This is a genomic window from Saliphagus infecundisoli (genome assembly GCF_020177375.1).
Taxonomy (GTDB): domain Archaea; phylum Halobacteriota; class Halobacteria; order Halobacteriales; family Natrialbaceae; genus Saliphagus; species Saliphagus infecundisoli.
In genome coordinates this window covers 1-14,111 of record NZ_JAIWHV010000007.1, presented here as the reverse complement: position 1 = coordinate 14,111, position 14,111 = coordinate 1, and the positions used below count along the sequence as shown (strand labels likewise).

Genomic DNA, 14,111 nt, shown 5'->3' with positions numbered 1-14,111 from the left:
CCTACTCTATTGCTCCTTTGACGCCATTAGTGACTGTTATCACTATTGTCAAGTTTTATTTGACTGTGCGTTGTGGACAAGGATATGCGACGACGAAACCTGTTGGCTGGTAGTGCTGTGCTCCTAGCTGGCTGTACTCAACAGTTAGATGAAGAACAACAAAGTACAGAAGAAGACGTAGATGACAACACATCCACTTCATCTAATAATAGTTCTGACGACGACTCCAACAGTGTAGATCAATCGTCTACAAACTCGGCTCTGCACGTTTATAAGCTCCCGTCAGAATGGAGGAAGAGGTGGTCGATTTCCTCCATCAGTCCGTCGAGATTTCGGTCTGGCTGGTCGCGGACCCACGAGAACATGTTGTAGATCGCCTCTTTGAGGCCGTGTTCGAGCTGTGCTCGGAGCGACGAGGCTTTCGAGACGAGTCGCTCCGAGACGCTCGATTCCGGACCAAGACGAAGGAGGCTGTAGGTGAGCATCTGGAGGTGCCAGTGACGACTGGCACCGTCAGAATCACGCATCTCGCAGTCTCCCAGGCCCAAATCCTGCTTCGAGTCCTCGAAGAACGTCTCTATTCGCCATCTGTAGGAATAGCTCCGAATGATATGGGCTGAAGGCGCGTCGATCTTGTTGGTCGCAAGGTACTTGATCGGGTTCTCCTCGTCGTCGTCAGTCACTTTCTCAGCGATCACCAGCCGAACCTCGCCCAACTTCGACACAGGCAGCGTCTTCGTCCAGATCTTGTACGTTTCCTCGTCAATCTCCCGTTCTTCCTTGTCGATGCGCTCTTCCAGCGCATCGACGCGCATCTCCTGGTTTGCGTAGGTCACTTTCCGGTTGCTCCGAAGCGGCCCGATCCAGTCCTTGCCGTATGATTCGACGTGTTTGATCAACTCCGAGTCGTGTGCAAACCAGGAATCGAAGAGGTAGGTGTCCGCAGGCACACCTACCTCTTCTTCCAGTTCCGTGACCATCTCCCGGGACAGATCGTACTTCGTCTCGTCTGCGTCATCCTGATCCTCGTCGTCGGCTTTCTCGTACTGGCGAAACACGAGCGGATAGGACGTTTTGTCGTCGGTGTAGAACGAGTAAACGAGATCCTGTCCCCAGACAGGCTCTCCTTCGGTATGATCGTAGAACTCCCCAGCACCGGGAAGTTCCTTCCCGGTTCGCTGGAACACCGAATCGTCGATGACGATGTAGCCATCCTGTGACCACCGCGTCTCACCGTGCTTTTGCAGTTCCTCTAACCGCTCGTGGTTGAGCTGGTCTTCGTCCCAGTCGTACTCGGTGAGGAACTTGTTGAGCGCTCGGTCACTCCCTGCCGGAAGTACCTCTCGTGCGATCCCAGTCACGGTCTTGCTGCGGGCCGCAGCAAGACCTGTCACGTACGTTTTGGCGTGATGTGTCTGGTGATACGACAGCGAATCGAACTCGTCCAGCGGGTCAGTACACGACAGGAAATCTGTTATCGGCAGCATCAGCCGTTGACGCCGCCTACAGCACGCCTCAACTTAAACGTGCAGAGCCGAGTACAAACAACACATCTAATAGCAATACCAACAATACGTCTCGTTCACAGACGACTGAAGGCAACACAAACGGTTCTGAGCGGGTTGACAATGGCTCTAACAGAACTGAACAACCATCTACCAACAATCAAAACGATTCTGACGATAATCAGGCCCCTGAAAATGCCACTGTAGATGATGGAGATACCAGTGGTTCTGAAAATGCGTCTGACGATCAACAGACCACTGAAGAGCAATCAACTGAAACGGCACAACAAACTGAAGAAGAGGAGATGGATACCGAAGAGGAAACTGTAGAGGAAGATACTGAAGAACAAAGCACTGAAGAAGACACTCCAGATGAAGGGGAGGGGAATGACACCGAAGAAGACACCTCTACCGAAGAAGAAAATGATACTTCAGAAGCTTCTGATAGCTCTCACACTGAAGAAGACGATGATGGTCCGCCATATGAGCTAACCATCACTACCGTCGATGATGGTGAACCAATTCAAAGCTTTTTGATGTTTAGTGGTGGCAATGGCATTATCCAAACTAACGACGATGGCGTTGCAACCATAGATGTATATGAAGAGCCTGCTGATGGTGTTTCCATCTATGCATTAGCCGACAATGGTGTTGTAGACATTACTGCTGCAACTAGACAACAAGGCCATCTATACGAATATGGAAAAACGACTAGCGTAGAAGTTCATGATGATACTGAAGTTCAAATAGAAACCTTCAATGAACCTTTGTGTAGTACCACTATCACTGTCCTAGACGAAGCTGAAGAACCTATCGTTGGTGCTACCATCGATGTTGACATTACGACTACTGCTGGAGCCTTTGCTAATACAGACGGATCTACTAACAAAGCTGGTGAAGCAATTATCGATGAACGCTGTGGTGAATGGACCATCGACGTAAGTGCTGACGGCTTTGAAAGCAATGGAACCACTATTGATGCTTCTGGAGTCGATGACGTTACCATTGGGTTAGAGTCACCATCAACCCCGTCAGACGATGCTAATGGATCTAATGAAACTGCCTCTACTGCTTCTAACGACGATGAAAATGCTTCTACAACGCCGTCTAATAACTCCACCGAATGACGAGTTCTCGGCACCGACTCCGACCGTACCCACTACGGTTCCGACTGCGGGTTCTCGACCAGCGCCTCCTCGAGCAACTCGAGGGGGTGGCGGATCTCGTAGCCGGTGCCGTGTTCCATCTGCATCGCACACGTCGGACACTCCGTCATCCCGACGTCGCCGTCGGCCTCGGCCATGTGGTCGAACATCTCCTCGCCGATCTCCATCGAGGTCTCGTACTTCTCTTCTTTCCAGCCGTAGGTTCCCGAGATCCCCGAACAGGAGTCGCCGACGTCCTCGATGCCGGCGCCCTCGAGGTCGCCGAACAACTCGACTGACTGGCGCTCCAGTCCCTGATTGCGGGCGTGACACGGCGCGTGGTAGGCGAACTCCCTGGCCAGCTCCCCGGAGACGCTCGCCTCCCGGACGTCGGTTTTGAGATCCTCGTGGATGCGCAGGTACTCGACGGACTCGAAGGTGTTGGCGGCGACCGTCTCGATGCCCTCGATGTCGAACAGTTCGGGGTACTCCTGGCGAAGCGCCATCGAACAGGAGGTACACGACGCGATGGCGTCGTACCCCTGTTCGACGAGGTCCGCCATCGAGGAGACGTTGACCTCGGCGTGGCGTCGCGCGTCCGCGAGCATCCCGTTGGCGAACATCGGCGTGCCCGAGCACTTCTGTTCGGGGGCGACGACCTCGTAGCCGTAGCGTTCGTAGACGCGGACCATCGCCTTCCCGACCTCGGTGGTGTTGTAGTTCGAGTAACAGCCGTGGAAGTACGCGACCCGTTTGTCGGCGTCGCGGTCCAGTCCCAGACGCTCACGATGCGCTCTGGCACGGCGACGGGACTCGTCGGCCCCGCCGCGCTCGGCCCACCACTCGCGGAACGTCGTGGACGCGAACTCGGGGAACTCGCGTTCTTTGGTGACACCCATCGTTTTCTCCATGAGCCAGCGGGCCGGCCCGAAGTTCATCGCGACGTTGGCGAGGCGGGGCACCTTGCTGGCGAGGAAGGCGGAGGTGCGGTAGTTCGAGAGGACGCGGTTGCGCCAGTATTCGACCGACGTCTTGCTCATTTGCTCGCTGACGTACTCCCCGCGGGCAGTGTTGTGCATCTGGGAGAGCGGAACGCCAGACGGACAGGCGTCGTCACAGCGCATGCAGTTCGAACACGACATCACCGAGTCGTCGATCTCGTGGCCCTGCCGGCGCTTGAGCCGCCACTGTTCGGGCCCCTGGAACTTCGGTCCGGGGAAGTCGTCGTCGACCTCCGCGACCGGACAGCTCGTATCACACGCCGAGCATTTGAAACAGGAGTCGGCGCCCGGACGCAGGTCGAACTCCTCGGTCGCAGGAAAGACGTCGACGGGCTCGAACTCGCGGCCCGTGTTCGGTTCGATCGGATCGAAGTCGGTTTGGGGTCCTGTGTCGCTCATCGTACCTCCATCGCAGCCGTGTTGCCCGCGACGTAGCCCGTCGCGATCGAGACGCCGCTGCCCGATTTCTCCGCGGCGAAGTCGTAGCCGCCGACCACCGATCCCGCCGCCCGCAGGTTCTCGAACTCGACTCGCCCGTCGGCGGCGAGCGGACGGAGCGTTTCGTCGGTGTCGACGCCGAACCTGGCGAAGGGGTGGTCGCCGAAGGCGTCGCCGTCGAACCACTCGTAGCGGTCGTCGGCGTGGGCGACGTGACAGTCGAACACCGGCTCCCGGACCGACTCCCGATCCGATTCGATGCCCTTGCCGACCAGCCCGCCCGTCGCGAGGACGTACTGGTCGGCGCGGTTGGGGATCCGCGCGCCGTTTTTCTCGACGTACACCGTCTCGATTTCCCCGCCGTCGGCGTCGAAATCGACGACCGGGTTTCCGGTCTCGACGCTCGCGCCGGCCTCCTTTAGGGCCTCGAACAGGGCCTCTTCCAGCCGGAGGCCGGGTAACGACGGCGGTCCCATCGGAACCTCGAAGACGTCGGCGCCGATCCGGTCCTCGAGCGCACCGCGCACGGCGTCGGTATGTTGGTCGCCGAGGACGGCCGGGAAACCGACGCGCCGTTCGTTCCCGTGGACGGTGTTGACCCGTTCGGCGAGCGCGTCGCGGGCGCCCCGCGTTCGCCCCCGGACGGCGACCTCGCCGTTCGTGTCGAGCAGCTTCGCGTACCGGGTCACCTTCGCGTCCGCCCGCAGGTCGCCTGGAAATCGGATCGTCTCCCCGCGGACGTCGAACGGGACGCCCGCGGCCTCCAGGTGGGCCGCGGCCTGGGGCGCATCGAAGTCGGTCATGGACTCGATGCCCACCAGCAACACGTTGCGGTCGTCGCTCGCCAGCCCGGCGGCCGCGCCCGCCGGGTAGCGCGCGGTCGGTTTGACCGTCCCGCCGTGGGTCGGGACCAGCGCGTTCGCGTCGGTGTGGCCGCCGCGGTAGTCGGTCACGTCGTCGAACAGAGTCATCGCCTCCCGGACCGTCTCGACGCCGACCGTTCGGTACGGATGGTCGTCGGGCAACCCGGGCATCGCGGCGTAGGGATCGACTATTGGCCCCTCGCCGTCTGGCGTGTACCCCAGCAAGTCCACCAGCCCGGAGGCGTGGTGCAGCGAGCTCTGCTTGTAGGAGACCAGCCGGACGTCCGCGCCCTCGCGTGCGGCCGCGAGCGCGCTCGTCAGTCCCGCGAGCCCCCCGCCGACGACGAGCACCTCCGACTCAATCGCCATCCTGGCCCCCTCCGTCGGTGGCGACGCCGGCCGTTCCCGAGGGCTCGCTTGATCGGGCGCCGCCGTCGAACGCCGTGAAGTCGACGGGATCGCCGTCGGCCGGGTCGCGGTCGCGGTTCTGTGTCGTGGCGTGGAGCGCGTAGTTCAGTGCGGCCTGGGAGAGCTGTTCGCCCCAGAGGGCGTGGCGCTGGCCCTTCCAACGCTCCTGGAGTAGCTCGTCCCACGCTTGCCGGGCGACGTCCTCGTCGTACTCGCCGTGGAGTTCGCCGGCCATGCGATGACAACAAAAGCCCCCCTGGCAGTTGCCCATCGAGGCGCGGGTCCGGATCCGGACCGCGTTCAGGTCCGAGCCCGACCCCTCGATCGCGTCTCGGATCTCCGCGCGGGTGACTCCCTCGCAGGTACAGACGGTGGGGTTGGGATCGCTGGTCGTCAGTACCTCGTCGGCCCGGGAGCCGAGGCGTTCGACGCTCCGCCGGCCGATGGGCGATCGCAGGCCGAACTCGTCCATGTAATCCCGGAGCACGGTGAAGTCCTCGCTGCCCGGTAGCGGAACGTCGGCGGTGTGACAGTCGGCGTCGATCCCGAACTGCGCGCAGACGTGGTCGCTGATCTCCTCGCCCATCATCCGGTAGGTCGTGAACTTCCCGCCGACGATGCTCGTCATCCCCTCGAGGCCGTCGCGTTCGGCGTGGTCGAGCAGGAAGTAGTCGCGGGTGATGTCCGTCGGGTCCGTGCTCCCGACCTCGGGCGGTTCGTACAGCGGGCGCACGCCCCAAAACGAGCGGATCGTCCGGGCGTCCTCGAGCATCGGCACCAGTTCCGACAGCGTCTCGATCATCAGGTCCACCTCCCACCCCTCTTCGGGGTACTCCTCGGGGTCCTCGACCTCCTCGTCGGTCGTGCCGAGGATGGCCGTCGTCTCGTGGGGGACGACGATATCGGCGTCGCCCTTCGGCCGACAGCGGTTGATGACGGTGTCGACCTGCCGGACGTTCATGATGGTCATGACGCCCTTCGAGGGCCGGACCTCGATGTCGACGCCCGCCATCTCGCCGATCCGGCCGGCCCACGCGCCCGTCGCGTTGACGACGTAGTCGGCGCGGATCTCCTCGCGTCCCCCCTCGGTGCCGTGGACGCGCTTGCCGGCGCCCGAGGCGTGTTCGACCTCGAGGCCGACCACCTCGCCGTCTTCGATGAGGACGTCCCTGACCGTCGAGTGGGTCTCGATGCGCGCGCCGTGTTCGATCGCGCTCGCGGCGTTCGCGACCACGAGCCGGAAGGGGTCGACCGCGCCGTCGGGGACCGAGATCGCCTTCTCGACGTCTTTCGCCAGGTGGGGCTCCATCGCGCGGGCCTCCGCCCCCGAGACCACCTCGGCGGGGATCCCACACGCTCGACAGCCCCGAAGCTTCTCCTGGAAGTACTCCTCGTCGTCCTCCGGGCGTTTGACGAACAGGCCGCCGGTCATCTCGACGCAGTGGGTCGCGATCTCCCTGAGTACCCGATTCTCCTCGATACACTCCCTCGCGCTCGCCCGGTCGGAGACCGCGTACCGCCCGCCGCTGTGGAGCAGCCCGTGCATCCGGCCGGTCGTGCCGTGGGTCAGGTTCCCCTGTTCGACGAGGGTCACGTCCAGGCCCCGCATCGAGAGGTCGCGGGCGATCCCGGCTCCGGTCGATCCGCCCCCGATGACTGCGATGTGTGGTGGCGATCCCATCTCCGTTCGTCCCGTTCGGCCCCGATCCACTTTATTTAACCGGTGGGTCGAAGCTGGTGGTAAACTTATTCAGCAGACGGTCACTATCCGCCCGAGAACTTCCTCGTCGGAACGGACCGCTTCGGCCCGCGGATCGCGCCCCCGTCGCGCCCGAACCGTCTCGCTACCGCCGATCGCTGGCCGAACCGCTCGTTGGGAGCGGTGAACGCGGTCGATGGACGGCCCGAACGCGCGATCCGGCGGCGTTTCGGACGGGATGGTCACGCTGCCGGCTCGTCCTCATCGCGGAGAGAAAGCGAGAACCCGCCGGGCGAGCAAGAGGCCCCATGCGGTCACCGCCGACGATCCATCGGAGGGGCGGTTTGGGACAATCGAGGCGACTCTGGCCCCGAACGGCACCAGTGTCGCTTCTATCCGCCGATCATGCTCCTGGGACCGACCGAGCGTTCCGTGATTCTCCCCGATTATGGAGAACATTTAATACATATCCCGCTATTGTTTACTGTCAAGGTGGCTCGGTTAGTAAACTGCCGCCTGACGGAGAGTCACAATCATGGCAACTTCATACGTCGGCGCGATCGATCAGGGAACGACCGGGACCCGCTTCATGGTCTTCGACCACAGCGGGGAGGTCGTCGCCAACTCCTACGAACGACACGAACAGATCTACCCGGAACCGGGCTGGGTCGAACACGATCCCGTAGAGATCTGGGAGAACACTGTACACGTCGTCGAGACGGCGCTCGAGGAGGCGGACCTCGACCCCGAGCAGCTGGCGGCAGTCGGAATCACCAACCAGCGCGAGACGACGATGGTCTGGGACGCAGACAGCGGCCGGCCGATACACAACGCCCTGGTCTGGCAGGACCGTCGAACCACGGATCGCGTCGAGGAACTCCAGGACGCGAGCAAGGTCGAGGGGATCCGCGAGAAGACCGGCCTCGAGTGTGACGCCTACTTCTCGGCGACGAAAGTCGAGTGGATCCTTGACAACGCCGAGCCCCTGAAGCTCCAGAGCGGCCGGTCGCGGGACCTGCGCGAACGCGCCCGCGACGGCGAGCTGTTGATGGGGACGATCGACTCGTGGCTGGTCTACAACCTGACGGGCAACCACATCACGGACGTCACGAACGCCTCCCGGACGATGCTGTACGACATCCACGAGATGGCGTGGGACGACGACCTCCTCGCGGAGTTCGACGTTCCGGAGGCGATGCTGCCCGAGGTCCGGCCCTCCTCGGACGAAAACCTGTACGGACACACCGATCCCGACGGCTTCCTCGGTGCCGAGGTCCCGGTCGCCGGGGCCCTCGGCGACCAGCAGGCGGCGCTGTTCGGACAGACCTGTTTCGACACGGGGGACGCGAAGAACACCTACGGCACCGGGTCGTTCTACCTGATGAACACCGGGGAGGAGGCGGTCGAGTCCGACCACGGCCTGCTCACGACCGTCGGCTTCCAGCTCTCGGGCGAGCCGGTCCAGTACGCCCTCGAGGGCTCGATCTTCATCACCGGCGCCGCCATCGAGTGGTTGGAGGACGTTGACCTGATCAACAACGCCGCACAGACCGCAGAGCTCGCGAGTTCCGTCGATTCGACCGACGGCGTCTACATGGTGCCGGCGTTTACCGGGCTGGGTGCGCCCCACTGGGACGGGCGGGCCCGGGGGACGATCGTGGGGATGACCCGCGGGACCGGGAAGGAACACATCGTCCGGGCGACTCTGGAGTCGATCGCCTACCAGACCCGGGACATCGCGGAGGCGATGGAGGCGGATTCGGGGATCGAGACGACGTCGCTGCGGGTCGACGGCGGCGCGGTCAAAAACGACTTCCTGTGTCAGCTCCAGGCCGACATCATCCAGACGGAGATCGCCCGTCCGGTCGTCGACGAGACGACGGCGCTGGGATCGGCGTACGCGGCCGGGCTGGCCGTGGGCTACTGGGACGACATCGAGGAGTTGCGGGACAACTGGCGGGTCGACCGGGAGTTCGTCCCCGAGATGGACGACTCGACGGCCGATCGGATGTACGGCCGGTGGGACGACGCCGTCGAGCGCTCGCTCGACTGGGCGCGCGAGGAGTAACACGATGGACGGAATCGTCCTTCAGGTTCCGGTCGTCGGGATGGCCTGGGAGGAGTTCGCGCTCCTGTTCATCACCGCGCTTGCGGGGGGTGCTTTCGGCGCGGCCCTCGGCGCGCTCCCGGCGTTCGTCTTCACGGGGTTCGTCGTCTTCCTCGGCGAGGGCATCGCGATCCTCGAGCGGGAGATCGCGGGACTCGACGTCGTCGCCGCGGGCGATCTTGCGACCGGGGTCACCGGCGTCATCGGCTTTGGCGCCGTCACCGGCCCGCATATCGCTTTCGCGGGGGGTGTCGCCGCGTCGGCGTACGCCGGCAAGAAGTATCCCGAGATGAAACCCGAGGGGTGGGACTACCACTTCGGGAAGGACATCCTGTACGCGTTCGGGACGAAGCCGGACATCCTCGCGGTGGGCGCGGTCTTCGGCGTCGTCGGGATGCTCATCACGCAACTGGCCAACGGACTCTTCATCAACGTCATGGAGACGACACCCCCGACGGACTTCATCGCGGTCTCGGTGGTCGCGACGGCGCTTCTCGCCCGTCTGGCCTTCGGCTACCCGCTCGTCGGGAAGCCGAGGGGATCGGGCTACCTCGACATGTCCCTCTTCGAGAGCGAGACGCCGTATCCGGAAGCCGAAGGCGAGAAGAGAGAACACGTGGGTCGGTTAGCGACCGAGCCGTGGCTCCCCCACCAGTACGAATGGTCGGGCGTCACGGTCATCGGCCTCGTCGGCGGGATCCTCGGGGGATACATCTGGATCCAGACCGGGAGTATCTTCCTCGGCTACGCGATCTCCGCGATGAGCCTGCTGTTCTTGAACCTCGGCGTCGAGAAGATCCCGGTGACCCACCACATCACGCTCGTCGGTGCGGTCGGCGCCGTCGTCTTCGACCCCGTCGCGGGGAGCGTCGTCGCCCTGCTCGCCGCCGGCGTGTTCGGGGCGGCGAGCGGACTGCTGGGCGAACTGACCCAGCGGCTGTTCTACGCCCACTCGGGGACCCACGTCGACCCGCCGGCGATGGCGATCGCGCTCGCGATGCTGGGCGTCGGGATCCTCGCACTCCTCGGCGTACTCCCGAACGCGGGCTACCTCTGAGAGCACCGATCGCGATCCTTTTTTAGGTGTGACCGAAACTCCCCACCGACGACGATCCGGCCAATACATGGACATCGACGCGAGAATCGAACGACGGCGACGCCAGGACGGGAGCCCTCGCCTGATCCGGAACTACGACTCGCTGTCGCCGGTCGCACACGTCGACGAACCGTCCGATCGGGGACCCGTACTCGAGCGACTGCTCGACCATCTCGATCCGGTGTTCGAGGGCGGGCTCCCCCCGAACGCGTACGTCCACGGCCCGTTCGGGTCCGGAAAATCCGCGATCGTGACGGCGCTGTTCGCGCATCTGGGAGGGCTGTCAAGGGAGACGCGGTCGATCATCCACACGAGCACGCGGGCGGTGCCGCCGACGGTTCCCGAGTTCGTCTACGTCGACCTGCGGGAGGTGACCAGCGAGTTCGCCTTCTACCACGGCGTCCTCGACGAGCTCGTCGACGAGCCGGTCCCCGACCACGGGGTCGGTACGGCGGAGCTCCGCGAGCGCCTCCACGCGCTGCTGGGGTCGTCCCGGACCGGGGCCGTCGTGGCGGTCGACCACGTCGACGATCCCGGGGGGATCGACGCGGCGGCGCTCGCCGACCTGTTTGCGGGCCTTCCGAGCACCGTGAGCTGGCTCGCCGTCGGGAGAGCCGACCCGGAGGAGACGAGCCTGAGCAGGTACACGGCGACGTCGATCCCGGTCGAGCGCTACCGGCGCCGGGTGCTCGTCGACGTTCTGATGGCGCGTGCCTCGGCGGGGCTCGCCCAGCAGGCACTCGAGCACGACCTGGCGCGTCGGATCGCCGTCTGGGCCGAGGGCAACGCCCACGACGGGCTGACCGCGCTGTTCGTCGCCGCCGACCGGGCCGACCGGGAGGGACGCACTCGTCTCACCGAGGCCGACGTCACGGCGGCGATCGAGGAGATCCCGCGGCCGTCGGTCTCCCTCGGGAGGGTGCTCTCGCTGCCGGCCAACAAGCGACTCGTGTTGCGCCACCTCGTCGACCTCGATCCAGAGGATCGGGGTTCGGTCACCGCGACGACCGAGGCGATCAGCGCCGAACCCGACGTCGATCTCTCCGCGGGAACGGTCAAACGGTTCCTCTACGAGATGGCCGAAATCGCCGTCGTCGAGCGCGTCCGGTCCGACTTGTCGACCGGCAAGGGACGACCGCCGAGTCGCCTCGAGTTGCGCTTTCCCCCGACCGCGTTCCGCCGCCTGTACGATCTCCAGCGGTAGCATCTCCGAGGCGTCCTCCCGAGGCTCATCGAAAGGGCTATCCTCGCCTTCGCGTAGTACGACCCGTGAGCGTCGAACCCGGCGATCGGGTACTGCTCGAGTACGTCGGCCGGCTCGAGGACGGGACCGTGTTCGCGACGTCGGACCCGCCGGGCACCGAGAGCGGGGGACCGGAGCCGACCGGCGACGACGACGAGAGCGAGCCCCTCGCCTTTACCGTCGGCCGGAACGAGGTCATCGAGGGGCTCGACGAGGCGGTCGTCGGGATGGACGTCGGCGAGACCGCGACCGTCACCGTCCCGCCCGAGGACGGCTACGGCGAGTACGACCCCGATCGGGTCCGGGAGTACGACGTCGGCGAGTTCGAGGCGATGGTCGGGCGGCCGCCGGAGATCGGCCTCCACGTCGAGGCGCGAAACGACCTCCACGGGGACGTCACTGCCGTCGCCGGTGACACCGTCGAGGTCGACTTCAATCACGAACTCGCGGGGAAGACGCTCGTCCTCGACGTCCGCGTCCGGGACGTCGCGTAGCGACCTCCTGGACCGACTCAACAGCCGGTCGGGCCACAGCTGAGATCGACCCGCCCCTCCTCGAGGGCGTCCTCGGCGTCGCCGACGGCCTCGAGGACGCCCTCGGGGAGGCGGTCTTCGAACTCTCTGCCGACGACGAAGCCGACCCCGCCGTTTGCGATGCTCAGGGTCCGCTCGCCGACCACCTCCTCGAACTCGTCCTCGACGACCGCTTTCGCGACCCGGTAGGTCGCCGAGTCGACGGCCTTGACGGCCGAGCCGAGGATGACGTCGGCGTACTCCTCGACGGCCACCGACTGATCGGTGTCGACCCCGAGGGCGAACCGGCCCCGCCGGTCGGCCGCCGCGAACACCCCCTCGCCGGCCCCGGCGGCCGCGTGCCAGACGACGTCCGCGCCGTCGTCGATCTGGGCGCTCGCGACGCGGTCGGCGCCGGCGGGGTCCTCGAAGCTGCCGCCGTACCCCGAGAGCACCTCGACGTCCTCGTTGGCCCACCGGGCGCCCTCGATGTAGGAGCGCTCGAACGCCCGGAGCAGATCGCTCTCCTCGCCGCCGACGAAGCCGACGACCGAGCGCTCCGGGTCGGTCCGGTACCGGTTGTGATGGAACCGTTCGCCGGTCATCGTGCCGGCGACGACCCCCGCGAGAAAGGAGAGTTGGTCGTTGCGCTCGATCCAGCCCGAGACGTTGTCGGCGCCCTGGATGGCGTTGTTGATCAACATCCAGTTCTGGTCGGGGTAGGTCGCCGCGTTCGTCGACAGCGCGTCCGTGTGGTAGTCGCTGGCACAGACGACCAGATCGTGGCCCTCCTCGGCGGCGTCCGCCTGGACCGACTCGTAACGCTCGGGCTGGGTCGCCTGGATCGTCCGGATCCCGAACCCGTACTCGGAGGCGGCCTCTTGGAGGCCGGCCAGGGCCTCGTCGTTGAACGCGTCGTCGTCGAACCCCGCGGGACTCGAGACCATCGCCACCTCGTCGACCCGCTCCTCCCCGGAGTCCTCCCCGAGACCGCTCCCGGCGCCGGCGAGACAGCCGGCTGTCGCCGTCGTCCCCGACAGCGCGGTCGCAAGCAGCGTTCGTCGGTCGATACGGCTCCCGGTCCCCGGAACCCGACTCCCCGGACGGCCTCCCATGCTACACCTCCACAAGTGATTCAACCGGGGTAAAAACGTTTGCATCTATGATGTCGTTTGTCCAATGGGTATCGCGTCCCGGCCCGGGGACGGGACTCCGCGACGGTCGGACTCCGACGGGTACGATCACATGACTGTCAACCATCCATGTTTTTATGGTCGACCGACGAGTCGATCTCACCAGCCATGACGGTCATTCGAGACGAGGAGACCGAAACCCTCGCCTACGAGCTCCGGCGGCGGATCGCGCCGATCCTCGGCAACGCCGAGCTGGCGCTCGACGGCGCGTTCGGCCCGGTAACCGACGAACAGCGCGACGCCCTAGAGGAGATCGTCGGCGCGAGCGAGGAGCTGGGGACGGTGATCGCACACGCCTTCGAGGCCGACGGCGTCGCGGAGGTCGTCGAGAGCGACGACCCCCTCCCCGCGGCCCCCGACTCCGCGCCCCCGGTCGCCCTGTCGGTCGACGACGGGTTCGACCGGCTGCTCGTCGAGCAACTCGAGCGCTCCGGGTACGAGGTCCTCGAGGGCGAGCCCGACGGCCCCCATCACGCGGTCGTCGACTGTGGCGTTCCGACGCGGGCCGACCTCGAGGCCCTCCGGGAGCGCGCCGGCCGCGAGGAGGTCGTCGGCCTCACGGTCGTTTCGACCGTCGACGCCGACTCGCTTCCGGCGCCGGCGCTCGGCGTCTCGGCGATCGTCTCCCCGACCGCGTCCGAGAGGCGACTCCGCGAGGTGCTTTCCGATCTGGCGGGCGAGAGCACGGTCGCCCTCCTCGGACCGGTCGACGACCGGTTCCGTGAGACGTTGACCGGTGTCGAGGAGGCGTCGGTGATCGAGGTCGATCCTCGCCGCTCTTCTGTAGTACTGCGGAACTGAGATCACGGAAGTTAGTGCATTCCGCCGACAGCAGTTGTACATGACCAATGAACGCGCTGCTCTCGGCGGAATGCTTGAGCAACTCGTTGACCTCGGCGTC

The 14,111-nt window shown here is 64.8% G+C and carries 11 protein-coding genes; 6 read left to right on the top strand and 5 right to left on the bottom strand.

Annotation, left to right across the window (positions count from 1 at the left end):
- Positions 1–269: 269 nt before the first annotated feature.
- Positions 270–1,487: an IS701 family transposase gene (locus tag LCF40_RS10835; RefSeq protein ID WP_224828483.1), complete on the bottom strand. Its 1,218-nt coding sequence runs from the start codon at positions 1,485–1,487 to the stop codon at positions 270–272.
- Here LCF40_RS10835 and LCF40_RS10830 point away from each other — a divergent pair.
- The gene (locus LCF40_RS10830; RefSeq protein ID WP_224828482.1) at positions 1,412–2,632 is read left to right on the top strand and encodes a hypothetical protein; all 1,221 of its coding nucleotides are present in this window, start codon (positions 1,412–1,414) and stop codon (positions 2,630–2,632) included. The two genes, LCF40_RS10835 and LCF40_RS10830, sit on opposite strands and share 76 nt — an antisense overlap.
- Positions 2,633–2,664: 32 nt before the next feature.
- On the opposite strand, the gene LCF40_RS10825 is transcribed toward LCF40_RS10830, so the two are convergent.
- The 3 genes from LCF40_RS10825 to glpA are packed head-to-tail and all read right to left on the bottom strand — an operon-like array spanning position 2,665 to position 7,041.
- Positions 2,665–4,050 carry an anaerobic glycerol-3-phosphate dehydrogenase subunit C gene (locus LCF40_RS10825; RefSeq protein ID WP_224828481.1) on the bottom strand — a complete coding sequence of 462 codons (1,386 nt, stop codon included), beginning with the start codon at positions 4,048–4,050 and terminating at the stop codon, positions 2,665–2,667.
- A complete protein-coding gene (glpB, locus tag LCF40_RS10820; protein ID WP_114578305.1) occupies positions 4,047–5,321 on the bottom strand; it encodes a glycerol-3-phosphate dehydrogenase subunit GlpB in 1,275 nt (424 codons plus the stop codon). The genes LCF40_RS10825 and glpB overlap by 4 nt, the downstream gene beginning before the upstream one ends.
- Positions 5,311–7,041, bottom strand: a complete 1,731-nt coding sequence (gene glpA / locus LCF40_RS10815) for an anaerobic glycerol-3-phosphate dehydrogenase subunit GlpA (RefSeq protein ID WP_114578330.1) — start codon at positions 7,039–7,041, stop codon at positions 5,311–5,313. The genes glpB and glpA overlap by 11 nt, the downstream gene beginning before the upstream one ends.
- Before the next feature lie 553 nt (positions 7,042–7,594).
- Between glpA and glpK the strand changes: the two genes are divergently transcribed.
- From glpK to LCF40_RS10795, 4 genes are all read left to right on the top strand, one after another.
- Entirely contained in the window at positions 7,595–9,127 is a 1,533-nt protein-coding gene (gene glpK / locus LCF40_RS10810) for a glycerol kinase GlpK (RefSeq protein ID WP_114578303.1), read from the top strand.
- Between the two features lie 4 nt (positions 9,128–9,131).
- On the top strand, positions 9,132–10,223 hold the full coding sequence (locus LCF40_RS10805; protein WP_114578302.1) for a DUF7973 family transport facilitator: 1,092 nt from the start codon (positions 9,132–9,134) through the stop codon (positions 10,221–10,223).
- Between the two features lie 67 nt (positions 10,224–10,290).
- Entirely contained in the window at positions 10,291–11,466 is a 1,176-nt protein-coding gene (locus tag LCF40_RS10800; protein ID WP_114578301.1) for a Cdc6/Cdc18 family protein, read from the top strand.
- A 65-nt stretch (positions 11,467–11,531) separates the two neighbouring features.
- Positions 11,532–11,999 carry an FKBP-type peptidyl-prolyl cis-trans isomerase gene (locus LCF40_RS10795; protein WP_114578300.1) on the top strand — a complete coding sequence of 156 codons (468 nt, stop codon included), beginning with the start codon at positions 11,532–11,534 and terminating at the stop codon, positions 11,997–11,999.
- 17 nt (positions 12,000–12,016) lie between these two features.
- On the opposite strand, the gene LCF40_RS10790 is transcribed toward LCF40_RS10795, so the two are convergent.
- Positions 12,017–13,132 (bottom strand): BMP family lipoprotein, encoded by a 1,116-nt coding sequence (locus tag LCF40_RS10790; protein WP_224828480.1) that lies wholly within the window; start codon positions 13,130–13,132, stop codon positions 12,017–12,019.
- Between the two features lie 186 nt (positions 13,133–13,318).
- On the opposite strand from LCF40_RS10790, the gene LCF40_RS10785 reads away from it, so the two are divergent.
- Positions 13,319–14,011 (top strand): hypothetical protein, encoded by a 693-nt coding sequence (locus tag LCF40_RS10785; RefSeq protein WP_224828479.1) that lies wholly within the window; start codon positions 13,319–13,321, stop codon positions 14,009–14,011.
- The last annotated feature ends 100 nt before the right edge of the window (positions 14,012–14,111 follow it).